The following is a 16,620-nucleotide window of genomic DNA, read 5'->3' as shown; positions in this document are numbered from 1 at the left end:
GTCTTCAAAGGATTCGTTCGATGAGTTCACGCAGGATCGCGGTGCGCCGCTCGGGAGTACACGGCAAGGGCGTGTTCGCGGTGGAGCCGATCAAGGCCGGCGAACGCGTAGTGGAATACAAGGGCGAGCGAATTTCGTGGAAGGAAGCGCTGCGCCGCCATCCGCACGACCCGAACGAGCCGAATCATACGTTCTACTTCGCACTGGAAGAGGGCGGCGTGATCGACGGCAAGATCGACGGCAACAGCGCGCGCTGGATCAACCATTCGTGCGCGCCGAACTGCGAGGCCGAGGAGATCAAGGGCCGCGTGTTCATCCACGCGCTGCGCGATATCGGGCCGGAAGAAGAGCTGTTCTACGACTATGGCCTCGTGATCGACGAGAAGCTGACGAAGAAGCTCAAGCGTGAATACGCGTGCCATTGCGGCGCGGCCGCGTGTCGCGGCACGCTGCTCGCCACGCCCGACGACGACGGCAAGAAGAAAAAGAAGAAGGACCGGAAGTCGGAGTCCGGCGCGAAGGACAAGAAAAAGAAGAAGTGACCGGCGCGGCCGCGCATCGTGCGCGGCTGCTTCACCTTCACCGGATGGCCGCCGCGCGGCCGTCCGTCCTGCCCGATACGGGCTGGCGCGCGCGCTTCAGTGCGTCGGCGCGGCGGCCGGCGTCTCGCTCGCCGGCTTCGCGGTGCGCTTGGCGAGCGGCACCCGCACCACGAAACGCGAACCGCCTTCCGCTGCATCCTCGTACGAGACCGTGCCGCCGTGCATCGCGATGATGTCGTGCACGATCGCGAGCCCGAGCCCGGCGCCGGTCTCGACGCCGTTGCCGCTCTGCGCGTCGCCGCGGAAGAAGCGCTTGAACAGGTCGGCCTGCTGGCCGGCCGGCACGCCCGGGCCGTTGTCCTCGACGACGATCTCGGCGGCCGGCTGGCCGTCCTCGAGCGCGCCGCGCGCGACGTTCACCGTGATCCGCGCGCCGGCCGGCCGTGCGAGCGGCACGTATTTCAGCGCATTGTCGAGCAGGTTCGCGATCACTTCGCGCAGCAGCACGGGGTTGCCGCGCACGTTCAGCGTCTCGTCTTCGCCGGGATCGTCGCTGCGCTGGAAGCCGAGGTCGACATGCGATGCGAGCGCGCGCGGCACCCACTCGGCGCCCGTCTCGAACGCCATCGCGGCCAGGTCGACGTCGACGAAACGCGCGGCTTGTTCGCCCGGCTCCGCACGCGCGAGCGACAGCAGCTGGTTCGACAGCCGCACCGCGCGGTCGGCGGCCGCGCGCAGTTCGCGCACCGCGGCGTAGGTCTGCTGCGGGTCGCGCGCGACGGCGGCCTGCTCGGCATGCAGCTTCACGGCCGTGAGCGGCGTGCGCAACTGGTGCGCGGCATCGGCGATGAACTTGCGCTGCGCGTCGAGCGCGGTCTTCAGGCGGCCGAGCAGCGCGTTCATCGCGCTCGTCAGCGGCCGGATCTCGAGCGGCACGTCGGTCTCGTCGACCGGCTCCAGCGACGTGTGGGTCTGCCGGTTCAGCGAATCGGCGAGGTGCGTGAGCGGGCCGAGCTGCTGGTTCACGACCCGCCACACGATGCCCCAGCCCGCGAGCAGCAGGAGCAGCAGCGGCATCATGATCGCGACGAGGAATTCGGCCGCGATCCGGTAGCGGTGCCGTACCGGCTGCGCGACCTCGACCACCATCGGCTTGCCGCCTTCGACATCGTCGACGCGCACCTGCGCGACGCGCACCGCGCGATTGTCGTACTCGGCCTCGAACACGTACGCGTGATGCATGCGGCGCACGTTGATGCCGCGCAGCGGCAGCTTCGGGTCGCCGGCGAGTTCCTGTTCGCCGTCGCTGATCCGGTAGATCAACGCCTCCGCCGGATCGGAGAACATCGCCTGCGCGAGCGGCGGCACCGTGAACGGCGCGTCCGGCCCGGCGATCTGGATCTGTTTGGAGATGGCGGTGGCAAGATCGGCGAGCGAGCGGTCGATCACGTGTTGCGTGTATTGCCACGCGAGCCAGTAGGCAATCAGGCCGCTCATCAGCGCGAGCATCGACAGCGGCGCGGCGAGGCGTCGAAGCAGCGAGCGGCGCAGGCTGGTGGTGACAGCCGGATCAGAAGACATTTCGACGGGCAAATGGATAAGCGCCGCTCACGGGGAGCGGCGCGGACGTGCGTCGGACGGCGACGCGGGCAGGGCGGCTTGCCGGCGGCACGCGGCCGGCCGGCGTGCGGCGCCGCTCAGACGCTCGCGGTCTGGCGGATTTCCTGCAGCAGGTAGCCGAAGCCGCGCACCGTGACGATTTCGACACGGCACTGCTCGAGTTTCTTGCGCACCCGGTGCACGTAGACTTCGATCGCGGTGTCGCCGAGGTCGCCGCCGAAATGCGTGAGGTGATCCTGCAGCTGGGCCTTGCTGACCACGCGGCCGTGACGCAGCAGCAGCATTTCGAGCACCGCGAATTCGCGCGGCGACAGTTCCAGCGGCTTGTCGTCGTTGAAGATGCGGCGATCGACGCCCGACAGGCGGACACCGCCGAGCGACACTTCCGGACGCGGCATGTCGCTGTGCGGGCCGCTGCGGCGCATCACCGCGCGGATGCGCGCTTCGAGCTCGGCCGGCTCGAACGGCTTGAGCATGTAATCGTCGGCGCCGGAGTTCAGGCCCTGAATCCGGTCGTTCAGTTCGTCGCGCGCGGTCAGCACGATGACCGGCGTGTGGCGATTGGTCTGGCGGAAACGTGTGAGCAGCGTCATTCCGTCGATGCCCGGCAGGCCGAGGTCGAGGATCACGAGTTCGTGGCGGTTTTGTGCCAGCGCCTGTTCGGCAAAGATGCCGTCATGCACCATGTCGACGGTGAAGCCAGCCTGCTCGAGGCTGCTCTGGATACCGCGTGCGATGGGGCGGTCGTCTTCGATCAGAAGGAGTCGCATGAAGTTCGCTCAAGTACAATGGGTTGGCGGTTCAGGCACGCGGACAGCACGACGCCGTTTCCACAGGGGCGCCGCATCGCCTGACAATCAAGCATGGCGGCCAGCGAACGATTAAATCCAATCATGTCCGATATTTCGATTCACGACCTCGAAGCCGCGATCAATTTCTGGCGCGCCCGCTCGCCGTCGAGCGGCGACGAACTCAAACTCTGCGAAGAGGCCAGCGCGCTCTCCAAGCCGTATGCGCTGCTGATTGTACAGCGCGAAGGCGCGCTGCAACTGGAAGGTTTGGACCCCAAGGCGCGGAAAGCGTACGAGACTTACGTGCGCCTTAAGGATGGCTTGGAAAGCTGAAGGCTTTCGCTGAGTACATCCTAGAAAACGTTCATCGAAATGAAAAGTTGACGCGCCGCGCGTCGAAAGACGCGCGGCGGTAGAGGAACGTCTCAGGCGGCCGGTTCCGTGTGGGCGCACACCTGGTCGATGAACGTCGCGAGCGCGATGTCGCGTTCGGTCAGGCCGTCCGCGTCGTGGGTCGACAGCGTCACGTCGACGCGGTTGTACACGTTGAACCATTCCGGATGGTGGTTCATTTCCTGCGCCTTGATCGCGACACGCGTCATGAAGCCGAAGGCCTCGTTGAAATCGGCGAAGCGCAGGCTGCGCTGGATCGCGTCGCGGCCCGGCACGGCCGTCCAGTGCGGCAGGCCTTCGAGCCGGGTCTTGCGTTCTTCTGATGTGAGCTTGTGGATCATGTTGCACCTCGTTCGGTAACGGCGCCCGCACGCGGGCAAGGGCCACGCGGCAAAGCCGGTACCGGTCATTGTTTCATAGTTGCGGGACGGCCATCCGGAGACGGACATCGGGAGGGGGGCGGGCGCCGGCGCGCGAATCACGCCGGCATGGCCCGCGGACTTACGCGTCGGCGTCGTCCGGCCAGCCTTCGCCCGTGCCGCGATGCAGCACGAGATCGCCGTCGACCACCGCGCCGGCCGGGAATTCGGGCAGCGCAGCCAGCCGGTCGGCCAGCGCACGGCCGTCGACGTCGGCCAGCGCGAACAATTGCGCGAAATCGTCGATCACGAAGTAGGTCTTCTGGAACGTGTCGATCCGGTAGCGCGTGCGCATCACGCGCTCGAGGTCGAAACCGAGCCGGTTCGGCGCCGCGCTTTCGAGGCTGTACAGGCTCTCTCCCTTGCTCGACACGATCCCGGCGCCGTAAATCGACAGCCCGTTCGTGCCGTTCGGGTCGCGGATCAGCCCGAACTCCACCGTATACCAATAGAGACGCGCCAGTCGCGCGAGCGCCGCTTCGTCGTCCGCCACCGCGAGGGCGGTGCGGCCGTATGCCTGCATGTAGTCGGCGAACACCGGCTCGATCAGGAGCGGCACGTGGCCGAACAGGTCGTGGAAGCAGTCGGGTTCCTGCAGGTAGTCGAGCTGATCGGGGCGCCGCATCCACCAGGTGACCGGAAACCGCCGGTTCGCGAGGTGCTCGAAGAACACGCGATCGGGCACGAGGCCCGGCACGGCGACGATTTCCCAGCCGGTGGCCGGTTTCAGCTGGCGATTCACGTCGGCGAACGACGGCACGCGATCGGCCGGCAGCTCGATCTTCCCGAGCCCCGCGACGAACGCGTCGCATGCGCGTCCGCGCAGCAGCGCCGACTGGCGCGCATAGAGCTGCCGCCACACCGCGTGGTCGACCTGGCCGTAGCGTTCGAGCGGCTGGTCGATGGTGAAATCGGCGCGGGTTTCGAGGCCCGCGTCGAACTGCTCCTGCAGTTTCGCGGTGACGACGGTGGACATGGTGAGGCTCTGCACGCTGTGGTTGGGAACCGTGCAAGTGTAGAGCGGGCGACATGCGGAATGGGCGCAAAGATGGCGTGGATTCGCTTATTGATGCGATAATCGCGCATCAAAATCGGAATCAATGCGGAGAATGCTCATGCTGGAACTCGATCACTTCGATCTCGCGCTTCTCGATGTGCTGCAGCGCTTCGGCCGCGCGACGCACCAGCAGCTCGGCGAGGAGGTGCCGCTGTCGCCGTCGCAGATCGGCCGGCGGCTGCAGCGGCTGGAGGCGGCCGGCGTGATCGAAGGCTACCGCGTGATGCTGCGCCCCGAAAAGCTCGGGCTCGGCGTCACGGCGTTCACGAGCCTGAAGCTCAAGCACCACGGCGATTCGATCATCGAGCAGTTCCAGCAACAGATCGACGTGCTGCCCGAAGTGCTCGAATGTCATGCGGTGGTCGGCGACGCCGACTATCTGCTGCGGATCGTCGCGCCGGATCTCAACGCGCTGTCGCAGTTCGTGATGAAGAAGCTGATGCGCGTGCCGGGCGTCGACAGCGTGCGCTCGAACATCGTGCTGACGACCTTCAAGCGCAACGGCGCGCTGCCGCTCGCGCACCTGGCGCCCGGCGCCGCCTGACGCGGTGGCCGGGCCGGCGGCGGGGCGCGAGGCGCCGCCGCGGACAGACCGGATCAGGCCGCTTCGGATCGTGCGTCGGCGTTCAGCAGGTCGACGTACGCGACCGCGACGAGATCCTCCTGCGCCACGCCGAGCTTGGCGAACACGTCATGGGCCTCGGCTTCGCCGCCGGCTTCGTCGTCGTCGGGGCCGAGCACCACTTCCAGTTCGATGAAGTCGCCGAGGCCGTCGACGCGGTCGAGGTGAATCCGCGTGCGGCCGACGAGGTACACGTGCCGTTCCTTCGTCACGATTCCGCGCGTGGTGAGCGCGGTCGCGAGCAGCGAGTGCATCGCGTCCGGGTTCGTCACCGGGCTGCGCGTGTAGTACGACGCCTTCGGGCCGTCACGGTCGTCGCGCTGGTAGAAGATCAGTTCGGCCGGCGTGCCGTCCTCGAAGCGGCGCAGCTTCAGCCGGCCGCGCGGCACGTCGTAGAAGAAATCCTGCTGGCGGTAGAAGAGCGGTGCTTCGGCGGCGAGCTTGGCCGCCTGTTCGCGCAGCCGGTCGAATTCACGGGCGCGGGCTTTGATCTCGATGTTGCGGGCCATGCGGGTCTCCTTCAATCAGAGGTCTCGCGGTGTGCGAAGGCACAATCTAGCAAAAAGCCTGCGATGGTGGCGTGACGGGAAGGCGGGACGCGGCGACGCGCCGCGGGCCGGCGATTCGCGCCCGTTCGCGATAACACCCGTCACATACGGGCGCCGATCGGGCACCTGATGCGCGTCGGACGCTGAAGTCCGGTGCGCGATCGGCCGCACCGGCATCAGCGGCGCTCATATCGCCCATTGGGTCTCGATCAGCCGCAGGGCGGCCGCGATCGCCGGTTCGGCGCGCCGCTCGGCGAGCGTCACGAAAGTCAGTTCGGTCGGCACCGTCACGCGTTCGACGATCGTCAGCGCATGCGCGTGCGCTTCGGCCAACGCGGTCGAGTCGCGCGCGAGCGTCAACCCGATCCCCGATTTCACGAGATCGAGCATCGATTGCTCCTGGTCGACCTCGGCGACCTTCACCGGCTGCGCGCCGGCCGCCGCGAACAGCCGCGACAGCAGCCGGTGATGAGCGGACGCCGGCGGCGTCCAGATCCACGGCAGCGCGGCGAGCGCGCGCCAGTCGTGCGCGCGCTGCACGCGCTCCTTCCAACCGGCCGGCGCGAGCACGCGGTACTGGAAGTGCGTGAGCGTGACCGTGTGGAACAGCGCGTCGTCGCGCGGATCGTCCTCGCCGGGCCGGCCGATGTAATAGCCGACGTCGAGCGCCTGCGCGCGCACCTGTTCGAGCACCCAGCCGGACATCCCGTGCCGCAACGCGGTTTCTATCTGCGGATGGGTTTCGACCAGCGCGCGCAGGAAGCCGCCGAGCCGCAGGAAGCCGGGATCGAGGATCGTGCCGATCCGCAGCCGTCCGCGCACCTCGTGGCGCAGCGCAGCAGCGGCGCGCTGCACGTCCGCGGCCGCGGCCAACGCGCGCTCCGCATGCGGCAGCAGCGTCTGGCCGTCTCGCGTGAGCGCAAGCCCGCGCGACGTGCGCGTGAACAGCGTGACGCCGAGCGTTTCCTGCAGATGCTTGATCTGCAGGCTGACGGCCGGCTGCGTCAGGTGCAAATGCACGGCGGCGCGCGTCAGGTTGCCTTCGCGGGCGACCGTCGCGAACGCACGGAGCAGGGTGAGATCCATCGTCGTGATATGAGCGCAGCTTATAACGCGGTTCAGCATAACTCATTGGATCGGCGGCGGGCGGCCGGAGTACGCTTCATCGACCGCATCGCCCGCGACGCACTATGCTGAAAACGACGCGCGGAATCGCATGCGCGATACACAACAATCCATGGAGACACTCGTGAGTACTCAACGCACGCTCGAGGGCGAATTCGATTACGTGATCGTCGGCGCGGGCACCGCGGGCTGCGTGCTCGCGAACCGCCTGACCGAGGATCCCGAGATCCGCGTGCTGCTGCTCGAAGCCGGCGGCAAGGACGACTATCACTGGATCCACATCCCGGTCGGCTATTTGTATTGCATCGGCAATCCGCGCACCGACTGGCTGTACAAGACGCAGCCCGAGGCGGCGCTCAACGGCCGCGCGCTGTCGTATCCGCGCGGCCGCGTGCTCGGCGGCTGCTCGTCGATCAACGGGATGATCTACATGCGCGGCCAGCGCGAGGATTACGACGGCTGGGCGCAGGAAACCGGCGACGCCGGCTGGTCGTGGGACAGCGTGCTGCCCATCTTCAAGCGCAGCGAGGACCACCACGCGGGCGCGAGCGATGCGCACGGCGCGGGCGGCTACTGGCGCGTCGAGAAGCAGCGGCTGCGCTGGGAAATCCTCGAATCGTTCGCGCAGGCCGCGCAGCAGACGGGCATCCCGGCGACCGACGATTTCAACCGCGGCGACAACACCGGGGTCGGCTATTTCGAAGTGAACCAGAAGCGCGGCGTGCGCTGGAATACGTCGAAGGCGTTCCTGCGGCCCGCGATGACCCGCCCGAACCTCACCGTGATCACCGGCGCGCAAGCGCAGTGCGTGATCTTCGAGGGGCGGCGCGCGGTCGGCGTCGAGTATCGCGGCGGTGGCACCGACTACGTCGCGCGCGCGCGCGCCGAAGTGCTGCTCACCGCCGGCGCGGTGAATTCGCCGCAGTTGCTCGAACTGTCGGGCATCGGTGCGGGCGCGCGGCTGCAGGCGCTCGGCATCGACGTCGTGCAGGATCTGCCGGGTGTCGGCGAGAACCTGCAGGATCACCTGCAGTTGCGGATGGCATTTCGCGTCGAAGGTGTACGCACGCTGAACACGCTGTCCGCGCACTGGTGGGGCAAGCTGATGATCGGCGCCGAATATGCGCTGCTGCAGCGCGGGCCGATGTCGATGGCGCCGTCGCAGCTCGGCGCGTTCGCGAAGTCCGATCCGGACGATCCCGCGCTCACGCGCCCCGATCTCGAATACCACGTGCAACCGCTGTCGCTGGAGCGTTTCGGCGAGCCGCTGCACGGCTTCAACGCCTTCACGGCGTCCGTCTGCCATCTGCGGCCGAGCTCGCGCGGCAGCGTGCATATCGCGAGCCCCGATGCGGGCGCGGCGCCGTCGATCGCACCGAACTATCTGTCGACCGACCACGATCGTCATGTCGCGGCGAATGCGCTGCGCCTCACGCGCCGGATCGCGTCCGCGCCGGCGCTCGCGCGCTACCGCCCCGAGGAGATCCTGCCCGGCACGCGGTACCAGACCGAAGCCGAACTGATCGAAGCGGCGGGTGCGGTCGGCACGACGATCTTCCATCCGGTCGGTACGTGCCGGATGGGGCGTGCGGACGACGCGCGCGCCGTCGTCGACAGCCGGCTGCGCGTGCGCGGCATCGCGGGGCTGCGGATCGTCGATGCATCGGTGATGCCGTTCATCACGTCGGGCAACACGAATTCGCCGACGCTGATGATCGCCGAGCGCGCGAGCGACATGATCCGCGCCGATCGACGTGCTGCGCACGACGCGACACAGGTGCGAACGGAAGCGGCGGTGACGGCAGCATGACGCCACGCTGACACGCGCGCCAGCGGGCCGTCATCCGGGTGCCCGCTGATTCGCTATGCGAAACAAGCTCGCGCGTGCGGATCGCAACCGATCGACGACGCGCACGCCGCGCATTGTTCGCAGTCTTCTTGTTGCGCGACGACATGACGCGCAGCGTAACGTGCCCGCTTTCGCGCAGGCACGCGTCGTGCGAGCGCGCGACCGTCGATGATGCGCGTGTCAAAAAAAACGCGTCGAAATGCGCGCTCAGCCGCGTCCTGTATGGCGGCCAGCCCTATAAGTGCAAATCCCGATGATTGCACTGCACCAACGGCGCGACAATGTTGCGCAGTGTGCATACGCGTCGGCGCGGGAGACCACCCTCGAGGCGTAATACGGCGCCCCGGGGGCAGCCCGCTGATCCGCGGTTCTGTTCGCGGTCGCTTGCGCGAATCTTCCCGGTGCTTCGCCTGACTTCGTACGGAAGGGAACATGATTCTCGGCGACACGATTCTCGAAACACGCGGACTGACGAAGGAATTCAGGGGCTTCACCGCCGTGAACGGCGTCAACCTGCGTGTGCGCCGCGGTGCGATCCATGCGTTGATCGGACCGAACGGCGCGGGCAAGACCACCTGCTTCAACCTGCTCACCAAATTCCTGACCCCGACGGCCGGCCAGATCGTCTTCAACGGCATCGACATCACCGACGAGCGGCCCGCCCAGGTCGCACGTCGCGGCATCATCCGTTCCTTCCAGATCTCGGCGGTATTCCCGCACCTGACCGCATTGCAGAACGTGCGCATCGGCCTGCAGCGCGCGCTCGGCACCGAATTCCACTTCTGGCGCAGCGAGCGCACGTTGCGGCGCCTCGACGATCGCGCGATGGACCTGCTCACGCAGGTCGGCCTCACCGATTTCGCGCACGTGCCGACGGTCGAGCTCGCGTACGGCCGCAAGCGCGCGCTCGAGATCGCGACGACGCTCGCGATGGAACCCGAACTGATGCTGCTCGACGAGCCCACGCAAGGGATGGGCCACGAGGACGTCGACCGCGTGACCGCGCTGATCAAGAAGGTCGCGAGCGGCCGCACGATCCTGATGGTCGAGCACAACATGAACGTGATCGCGGGCATCTCCGACACGATCACCGTCCTGCAGCGCGGCGAGGTGCTGGCCGAAGGGTCGTATGCGGAAGTGTCGAAGAATCCGCTGGTGATCGAGGCCTACATGGGCAGCGCCGACGCGGCGCTCGCGGGGGCGCACGCATGAAGCACAGCGAACGGGAGGAACGCGAATTGAGCGGCGTCGAAAGCGGCACGCCCGCGCTGGAGATCACGGGCCTCGAGGCCTGGTACGGGGAATCCCACATATTGCACGGTGTCGACCTGAGCGTTCATCGCGGCGAGGTCGTCACGCTGCTCGGCCGCAACGGCGCGGGCCGCACCACGACGCTGCGCGCGATCATGGGCCTCACCGGCCGGCGCAGCGGCTCGATCAAGGTCGCGGGCAACGAGACGATCGGCCTCGCGACGCATCGCATCGCGCATTTCGGCGTCGGCTATTGCCCGGAGGAGCGCGGGATCTTCTCGAGCCTGTCGTGCGAGGAGAACCTGATGCTGCCGCCGCCGATCGGGCCGCGCGAGCACGCGATGTCGCTCGACGAGATCTACGCGATGTTCCCGAACCTCGCGTCGCGCCGGCAGAGCCAGGGTACGCGGCTGTCCGGCGGCGAGCAGCAGATGCTCGCGGTGGCGCGGATCCTGCGCACCGGCGCGAACCTGCTGCTGCTCGACGAGATTTCCGAAGGCCTCGCGCCGGTGATCGTGCAGGCGCTCGCGCGAATGATCGTCGCGCTGAAGGCGCGCGGCTATACGGTCGTGATGGTCGAGCAGAATTTCCGCTTCGCCGCGCCGCTCGCCGATCGCTTCTACGTGATGGAACATGGCCGCATCGTCGAGCATTTCCGCTCATCAGAACTGGAAGGCAAGATGCCGATCCTTCACGACCTGCTCGGGGTGTGACGCCGCCCCGTTTCCCTTGCCGCTAGCCGTGGCGGCCTTCGAACAACCACAACGCATCAGAAGAACAGGAGACGTCAATGAAAATGAAGACCCTCGCACACGCGTGTCTCGCGGTCGCGACCGCAGCGTTCACCGCCGGCGCCGCACACGCCGCGGATAGCGTGAAGATCGGTTTCGTCACCGACATGTCGGGGCTTTACGCGGACATCGACGGGCAGGGCGGCCTCGAGGCGATCCGCATGGCCGTCGCCGATTTCGGCGGCAAGGTGCTCGGCAAGCCGATCGAGGTCGTCTATGCCGATCACCAGAACAAGGCGGACATCGCCGCGTCGAAGGCGCGCGAATGGATGGACCGCGGCGGGCTCGACCTGCTCGTCGGCGGCACGAATTCGGGGACGGCGCTGGCGATGGCCAAGCTCGCCGCGGAGAAGAAGAAGGTCTACATCAACATCGGTGCGGGCGCGGATACGCTGACGAACGAGGAGTGCACGCCGTACACGGTGCACTATGCGTACGACACGATGGCGCTCGCGAAGGGCACCGGCTCGGCGGTGGTGAAGCAGGGCGGCAAGAGCTGGTTCTTCCTGACCGCCGACTACGCGTTCGGCAAGGCGCTCGAGAAGAACACGTCGGACGTCGTGAAGGCGAACGGCGGCCAGGTGCTCGGCGCGGTGCGGCATCCGCTGTCCGCGTCGGATTTCTCGTCGTTCCTGCTGCAGGCGCAGTCGTCGAAGGCGCAGATCCTCGGCCTCGCGAACGCGGGCGGCGACACGATCAACGCGATCAAGGCCGCGAAGGAATTCGGCATCACGAAGACGATGAAGCTCGCCGGGCTGCTGATGTTCATCAACGACGTGCACAGCCTCGGCCTCGAGACGACGCAGGGCCTCGTGCTGACCGACAGCTGGTACTGGAACCGCGACGCGGCGTCGCGCCAGTGGGCGCAGCGCTACTTCGGCAAGATGAAGAAGATGCCGTCGAGCCTGCAGGCGGCCGACTATTCGTCGGTGACGACCTACCTGAAGGCCGTGCAGGCGGCCGGCACGACCGACTCCGACAAGGTGATGGCCGAGCTGAAGAAGATGAAGATCAACGACTTCTACGCGAAGGGCTTCATTCGCCAGGACGGCAGCATGATTCACGACATGTACCTGATGGAAGTGAAGAAGCCGTCCGAATCGAAGGAGCCGTGGGACTACTACAAGGTGCTCGCGACGATTCCGGGCGATCAGGCATTCGGCACCAAGCAGGAATCGCGCTGCGCGCTGTGGAAGTAAGCGCGACGTAGCGCCGCGCGGCGGCGGGCGCAGCGATGTGCCCGCTGCGCCGCCCGTGCGCGCGACGGCTTGAACGTTGCGCACGCAACGAAACTCATTCTGACGGCTAAGTCGATGGAAATCTTTGGCATTCCGTTGCCGGCGATGCTGAGCCAGTTGCTGCTCGGGCTCGTCAACGGCTCGTTCTACGCGATCCTGAGCCTCGGCCTCGCGGTGATCTTCGGGCTGCTCAACGTGATCAACTTCGCGCACGGCGCGCTGTTCATGCTGGGCGCGATGCTCGCGTGGATGGGGTTGTCGTACTTCGCGTTGCCGTACTGGGCGATGCTCATGCTCGCGCCGCTGATCGTCGGTGCGTTCGGGATCCTGATCGAGCGTTCGATGCTGCGCTGGCTGTACAAGCTCGATCACCTGTACGGGCTGCTGCTCACGTTCGGCCTCACGCTCGTCGTCGAAGGCGTGTTCCGCTCGATCTACGGGGCGTCCGGCCAGCCGTACGACGTGCCGTCGCAGCTGTCCGGCGCGACCAATCTCGGCTTCATGTTCCTGCCGAACTACCGTGCGTGGGTGGTCCTCGCGTCGCTCGCGGTGTGTCTCGCGACCTGGTTCGTGATCGAGAAGACGCGCCTGGGCGCCTATCTGCGCGCCGGCACCGAGAACCCGAAGCTCGTCGAGGCGTTCGGCGTGAACGTGCCGATGATGATCACGCTCACCTACGGCTTCGGCGTCGCGCTCGCGGCGTTCGCGGGCGTGCTCGCGGCGCCGGTGATCCAGGTGTCGCCGCTGATGGGCCAGCCGATGATCATCACCGTGTTCGCGGTGGTCGTGATCGGCGGGATGGGTTCGATCCTCGGTTCGATCATCACGGGCCTGCTGCTCGGGGTGATCGAGGGCTTCACGCGCGTGTTCTATCCGGAAGCATCGGCCACGGTCGTGTTCGTGATCATGGCGATCGTGCTGCTGATTCGCCCGGCGGGCCTGTTCGGCAAGGAAAAATGATGCAGAGAAAAGTGCTCTACGGCGTGCTGCTCGCGGCACTGCTCGCCGCGCCGTTCATCGGTGCGTATCCGGTGTTCGTGATGAAGGTGCTCACGTTCGCGTTGTTCGCGGCCGCGTTCAATCTGCTGATCGGCTATACGGGGCTGCTGTCGTTCGGCCACGCGATGTTCCTCGCGACCGCCGGCTATTCGACCGGTTATGCGATCCAGACGCTCGGCTTCACGCCCGAGCTTGGCGTGCTCGTGGGCACGTTCGCCGCGACGCTGCTGGGGCTCGTGGTCGGCCTGTTCGCGATCCGCCGGCAGGGCATCTACTTCGCGATGATCACGCTCGCGTTCGCGCAGATGGTCTACTTCATCTACCTGCAGGCGCCGTTCACGCACGGCGAGGACGGCCTGCAGGGCGTGCCGCGCGGGCACCTGTTCGGGCTCGTGGACCTGTCGAACGACGTCGCGCTCTACTACGTCGTGCTCGCGGTGATCGTCGCGGCGTGCGCGTTCATCGTGCGGATCGTGCATTCGCCGTTCGGCCAGGTGCTCGTCGCGATCAAGGAGAACGAGGCGCGCGCGATCTCGCTCGGCTACGACACCGACCGCTTCAAGCTGCTCGCGTTCATCCTGTCGGCCGGGCTCGCGGGGCTGGCCGGTTCGCTGAAGGTGCTGGTGCTCGGTTTCGAAACGCTGTCCGACGCGTACTGGACGATGTCGGGCCTCGTCGTGCTGATGACGCTCGTCGGCGGGATGGGCACGCTGTTCGGGCCGTTGCTCGGCGCGGCGCTGATCGTCGCGCTGGAGGACCGGCTCGGCGACATCGGCGAGTGGCTCGCGTCGGCGACCGGCATCGGCTGGTTCCACTCGCTCGGCGAATCGACGACGATCGTCACGGGGCTGATCTTCATCGCATGCGTGCTTGCATTCAGGCGCGGGATCGTCGGCGAGATGGTCGCGCGGGTCAAGACGCTCAGGCCGTCCTGATCGCAGCGCGGCGGTCGGCGCGGCGCGTTGATGCGAAGCACCATCCGGCGCGGCCGGGAAGGGCGTTTCGGCGGCCTCGTGCCGGTGCCGCGCGGCGAGACTGGTGCCCCATTTTCGTGCGGCGATGCACCATAGGGGTAAATGCTAAGTTGTCGCAGGGTGAAAGGTCCTTTAATCTTCGTTTCAGTTCTGATGCACCGCGAAACGAATTTGCAGGTGGAGAACGAGGAGACAATCGAGGCACAAAGTGCCCGGACCCCAAAGCGCTGTTGGACGGAATCCAACAGCGCTTTTTCATTTGGTGCGCGAATTTCCATTGCTGGTGCAGGGCAGTGGCGCCGCATTCTGCACCACCTCGCTCGCCTCATCCCGTCTCCCCGTTTTCATCCATTCCTGCCGGTCGATCGCCGCCGGCGCGCAGCCGCGTGCATCGTCGTCCGGGCTTACCCGGTTGGCGTGCGCAAAAAGCGTCCGTTACACTCAGCTTTCGCCGACCGAGCGGTCGGGAAAACGGTCGGCAGTTCTCCTACAAGCAAAATGCAGAAGAGGGAGTGCGGTTGGATGAGAAGCGCGGGACGATGGATCGGGGTGCGAGGGGCGGCTGGCGCCGCTCGTTCGGGGTCGGCGGTGCACGGGTATGCCCCGGCGTTCACGAGCCGTCCTGCGGCCGGCATGCGCGTTCCGGTGCGATTTGCCGGCACGACGGTCTCCGCGGTCGTTGCGTTCGCATCCGACGTGTCGTTCGCGTTCGCATGAACGGCCGATTTTTCGATTCTGCGCCGCTCGCTCGTGGAGCCGAACCCGGCCCGGCCGGCCGACCTTCCGACGATCGTTGCGTCCGCATCGATCGCGTCTCGCGCAACGTCGCATTCCTCCGTTTTGTTCATCCTGACGACATTGCCGCCGCGCATCGTGGCGGTCGCACGACCGTGTCGGCACGCGCCGCGGCGCATGTGCGCGCGGTCTCGCCGGGGCTTGATGGCGGTGCCGGCGTTTCACGGGAAAACGAGCGTAGGCGCGGTACGGCGAGATAGTTAAATTATTAACTTGTTTGAGGACCGGGAGCCGCCCGAGCGACCCGCGGATTTTTCGAGCAGCGTTTGGAGACAACGTAAATGAAGATGAATCGATGGATGGAGGTTCTGCTTGCCGCGGGCCTCGTGTGCGCGGCGGCCACGGCGTCGGCGCAGGTGAAGATCGGTGTGACGCTGTCGGCCACCGGGCCGGCCGCATCGCTCGGGATTCCGGAAAAGAACACGATCGCGCTGCTGCCGAAGGAAATCGCGGGCAAGAGCGTCCAGTACATCGTGCTCGACGATGCGTCCGACACGAGCCGCGCGGTGCAGAACGTGCGCAAGCTGATCGACGAGGATCACGTCGACGCGATCATCGGTTCGTCCGTCACGCCGAACTCGCTCGCGATGCTCGATCCGGTATCGCAGGGCAAGACGCCGACGATCTCGCTCGCGGCGAGCGCGCAGATCATCTCGCCGATGGACGCGAAGCGCGCATGGATGTTCAAGGTGCCGCAGAACGACCAGCTGATGGCCGATGCGATCGCGGGCTACATGGCGAAGCACGGCGTGAAGACGGTCGGCTTCATCGGCTTCGCCGATGCGTACGGCGACAGCTGGTACAAGACGTTCAGCGCGGCGGCCGAGAAGAACGGGCTGAAGCTCGTGTCGAACGAGCGTTACAACCGCACCGACGCGTCGGTGATGGGGCAGGTGCTGAAGCTGATGGGCTCGAATCCCGACGCGATGCTGATCGCCGGGTCCGGCACGCCGGCCGCGCTGCCCGCCAAGACGCTGAAGGAGCGTGGCTACAAGGGCAAGGTGTATCAGACGCACGGCGTCGCGAACAACGACTTCCTGCGCGTGTGCGGCAAGGATTGCGAAGGCGAGATCCTGCCGGCCGGCCCGGTGCTCGTGACCGACCAGCTCCCCGATTCGAACCCGGTGAAGAAGCCGGCGCTCGGCTACAAGGCCGCGTACGAGAAGGCGTACGGCGCCGGTTCGCTGTCGACCTTCGGCGGCCACGCATGGGATGCGGGGCTGTTGCTGCAGCGTGCGATTCCCGACGCGCTGAAGAAGGGCCAGCCGGGCACCGAGGCGTTCCGCGAGGCGCTGCGCGCGTCGCTCGAGAGCGTGAAGGACCTGCCCGTGTCGCACGGCGTGATCAACACGACGCCGACCGATCACAACGGCTTCGACACGCGTGCGCGCGTGATGGTGCAGATCGTCGACGGCAAGTGGAAGCTGCAGGCCGAATAAGCACCACGTGAAACCGGCGGGCGCGGCGCGAACGGCGTCGTGCGCGCCGTCGGCAGCGGAGCGGGCCTGACGGCCGCTCCCGTGCCGCATGGAATCACCGGGGCCCGCCGCGTGGCGCCCGACGCGCCGATCTTGCCGTTCGTGCGCCGCGGCCATTCCCGTCTCTC

General features: G+C 66.8%; 16 protein-coding genes. 10 read left to right on the top strand and 6 right to left on the bottom strand.

Annotation, left to right across the window (positions count from 1 at the left end):
* Window positions 1-20 precede the first annotated feature (20 nt).
* Window positions 21-542, top strand: coding sequence for an SET domain-containing protein (locus WS49_RS17960; protein ID WP_059531261.1), 522 nt, complete (start codon window positions 21-23; stop codon window positions 540-542).
* 96 nt (window positions 543-638) lie between these two features.
* Here WS49_RS17960 and WS49_RS17955 read toward each other — a convergent pair whose 3' ends face one another.
* Window positions 639-2,123 (bottom strand): sensor histidine kinase, encoded by a 1,485-nt coding sequence (locus tag WS49_RS17955; RefSeq protein ID WP_059531258.1) that lies wholly within the window; start codon window positions 2,121-2,123, stop codon window positions 639-641.
* Between the two features lie 116 nt (window positions 2,124-2,239).
* Window positions 2,240-2,932 (bottom strand): response regulator, encoded by a 693-nt coding sequence (locus WS49_RS17950; protein ID WP_006401494.1) that lies wholly within the window; start codon window positions 2,930-2,932, stop codon window positions 2,240-2,242.
* A gap of 123 nt (window positions 2,933-3,055) precedes the next feature.
* On the opposite strand from WS49_RS17950, the gene WS49_RS17945 reads away from it, so the two are divergent.
* The gene (locus WS49_RS17945; RefSeq protein ID WP_006756491.1) at window positions 3,056-3,286 is read left to right on the top strand and encodes a DUF3717 domain-containing protein; all 231 of its coding nucleotides are present in this window, start codon (window positions 3,056-3,058) and stop codon (window positions 3,284-3,286) included.
* 92 nt (window positions 3,287-3,378) lie between these two features.
* Here WS49_RS17945 and WS49_RS17940 read toward each other — a convergent pair whose 3' ends face one another.
* Both WS49_RS17940 and phhA read right to left on the bottom strand, forming a co-directional pair.
* Entirely contained in the window at window positions 3,379-3,687 is a 309-nt protein-coding gene (locus WS49_RS17940; RefSeq protein ID WP_059531247.1) for a 4a-hydroxytetrahydrobiopterin dehydratase, read from the bottom strand.
* A 160-nt stretch (window positions 3,688-3,847) separates the two neighbouring features.
* Complete coding sequence (gene phhA / locus WS49_RS17935) at window positions 3,848-4,741, bottom strand: phenylalanine 4-monooxygenase (RefSeq protein ID WP_059531244.1); 894 nt, start codon at window positions 4,739-4,741, stop codon at window positions 3,848-3,850.
* A 139-nt stretch (window positions 4,742-4,880) separates the two neighbouring features.
* On the opposite strand from phhA, the gene WS49_RS17930 reads away from it, so the two are divergent.
* Window positions 4,881-5,366: an Lrp/AsnC family transcriptional regulator gene (locus tag WS49_RS17930; protein WP_006408082.1), complete on the top strand. Its 486-nt coding sequence runs from the start codon at window positions 4,881-4,883 to the stop codon at window positions 5,364-5,366.
* A gap of 53 nt (window positions 5,367-5,419) precedes the next feature.
* On the opposite strand, the gene WS49_RS17925 is transcribed toward WS49_RS17930, so the two are convergent.
* Entirely contained in the window at window positions 5,420-5,953 is a 534-nt protein-coding gene (locus tag WS49_RS17925; protein ID WP_059531241.1) for a class IV adenylate cyclase, read from the bottom strand.
* Window positions 5,954-6,178: 225 nt separating this feature from the next.
* Window positions 6,179-7,078: a LysR family transcriptional regulator gene (locus tag WS49_RS17920; protein WP_059531238.1), complete on the bottom strand. Its 900-nt coding sequence runs from the start codon at window positions 7,076-7,078 to the stop codon at window positions 6,179-6,181.
* Window positions 7,079-7,241: 163 nt separating this feature from the next.
* On the opposite strand from WS49_RS17920, the gene WS49_RS17915 reads away from it, so the two are divergent.
* The 7 genes from WS49_RS17915 (at window position 7,242) to WS49_RS17885 (ending at window position 16,453) form a co-directional block, all read left to right on the top strand.
* Window positions 7,242-8,927 (top strand): GMC family oxidoreductase, encoded by a 1,686-nt coding sequence (locus WS49_RS17915; RefSeq protein WP_059531417.1) that lies wholly within the window; start codon window positions 7,242-7,244, stop codon window positions 8,925-8,927.
* A gap of 471 nt (window positions 8,928-9,398) precedes the next feature.
* Window positions 9,399-10,178 (top strand): ABC transporter ATP-binding protein, encoded by a 780-nt coding sequence (locus tag WS49_RS17910; protein WP_040142748.1) that lies wholly within the window; start codon window positions 9,399-9,401, stop codon window positions 10,176-10,178.
* On the top strand, window positions 10,175-10,930 hold the full coding sequence (locus WS49_RS17905; RefSeq protein WP_059465973.1) for an ABC transporter ATP-binding protein: 756 nt from the start codon (window positions 10,175-10,177) through the stop codon (window positions 10,928-10,930). Before WS49_RS17910 ends, WS49_RS17905 begins: the two co-directional genes overlap by 4 nt.
* Window positions 10,931-11,007: 77 nt before the next feature.
* Window positions 11,008-12,207, top strand: coding sequence for an ABC transporter substrate-binding protein (locus WS49_RS17900; RefSeq protein ID WP_059531235.1), 1,200 nt, complete (start codon window positions 11,008-11,010; stop codon window positions 12,205-12,207).
* Window positions 12,208-12,321: 114 nt separating this feature from the next.
* Window positions 12,322-13,206, top strand: a complete 885-nt coding sequence (locus WS49_RS17895; RefSeq protein WP_059531232.1) for a branched-chain amino acid ABC transporter permease — start codon at window positions 12,322-12,324, stop codon at window positions 13,204-13,206.
* On the top strand, window positions 13,206-14,180 hold the full coding sequence (locus WS49_RS17890) for a branched-chain amino acid ABC transporter permease (RefSeq protein ID WP_059531415.1): 975 nt from the start codon (window positions 13,206-13,208) through the stop codon (window positions 14,178-14,180). Before WS49_RS17895 ends, WS49_RS17890 begins: the two co-directional genes overlap by 1 nt.
* A 1,115-nt stretch (window positions 14,181-15,295) precedes the next feature.
* Window positions 15,296-16,453 carry an ABC transporter substrate-binding protein gene (locus WS49_RS17885; RefSeq protein ID WP_059531229.1) on the top strand — a complete coding sequence of 386 codons (1,158 nt, stop codon included), beginning with the start codon at window positions 15,296-15,298 and terminating at the stop codon, window positions 16,451-16,453.
* Window positions 16,454-16,620: the final 167 nt, after the last annotated feature.

The sequence above is a fragment of the Burkholderia sp. RF7-non_BP4 genome (assembly GCF_001521935.1).
GTDB lineage: Bacteria > Pseudomonadota > Gammaproteobacteria > Burkholderiales > Burkholderiaceae > Burkholderia > Burkholderia diffusa.
The sequence above is the reverse complement of the archived record's forward strand: the minus strand, read 5'-3'. Positions and strand labels throughout refer to the sequence as shown.

Excerpts from the sequence above, each read along its gene's own strand:
- WS49_RS17960 (WP_059531261.1), top strand. The coding sequence starts at position 21 with ATGAGTTCACGCAGGATCGCGGTGCGCCGCTCGGGAGTACACGGCAAG.
- WS49_RS17955 (WP_059531258.1), bottom strand. The coding sequence starts at position 2,123 with ATGTCTTCTGATCCGGCTGTCACCACCAGCCTGCGCCGCTCGCTGCTT.
- WS49_RS17950 (WP_006401494.1), bottom strand. The coding sequence starts at position 2,932 with ATGCGACTCCTTCTGATCGAAGACGACCGCCCCATCGCACGCGGTATC.
- WS49_RS17945 (WP_006756491.1), top strand. The coding sequence starts at position 3,056 with ATGTCCGATATTTCGATTCACGACCTCGAAGCCGCGATCAATTTCTGG.
- WS49_RS17940 (WP_059531247.1), bottom strand. The coding sequence starts at position 3,687 with ATGATCCACAAGCTCACATCAGAAGAACGCAAGACCCGGCTCGAAGGC.
- phhA (WP_059531244.1), bottom strand. The coding sequence starts at position 4,741 with ATGTCCACCGTCGTCACCGCGAAACTGCAGGAGCAGTTCGACGCGGGC.
- WS49_RS17930 (WP_006408082.1), top strand. The coding sequence starts at position 4,881 with ATGCTGGAACTCGATCACTTCGATCTCGCGCTTCTCGATGTGCTGCAG.
- WS49_RS17925 (WP_059531241.1), bottom strand. The coding sequence starts at position 5,953 with ATGGCCCGCAACATCGAGATCAAAGCCCGCGCCCGTGAATTCGACCGG.
- WS49_RS17920 (WP_059531238.1), bottom strand. The coding sequence starts at position 7,078 with ATGGATCTCACCCTGCTCCGTGCGTTCGCGACGGTCGCCCGCGAAGGC.
- WS49_RS17910 (WP_040142748.1), top strand. The coding sequence starts at position 9,399 with ATGATTCTCGGCGACACGATTCTCGAAACACGCGGACTGACGAAGGAA.
- WS49_RS17905 (WP_059465973.1), top strand. The coding sequence starts at position 10,175 with ATGAAGCACAGCGAACGGGAGGAACGCGAATTGAGCGGCGTCGAAAGC.
- WS49_RS17900 (WP_059531235.1), top strand. The coding sequence starts at position 11,008 with ATGAAAATGAAGACCCTCGCACACGCGTGTCTCGCGGTCGCGACCGCA.
- WS49_RS17895 (WP_059531232.1), top strand. The coding sequence starts at position 12,322 with ATGGAAATCTTTGGCATTCCGTTGCCGGCGATGCTGAGCCAGTTGCTG.
- WS49_RS17890 (WP_059531415.1), top strand. The coding sequence starts at position 13,206 with ATGCAGAGAAAAGTGCTCTACGGCGTGCTGCTCGCGGCACTGCTCGCC.
- WS49_RS17885 (WP_059531229.1), top strand. The coding sequence starts at position 15,296 with ATGAAGATGAATCGATGGATGGAGGTTCTGCTTGCCGCGGGCCTCGTG.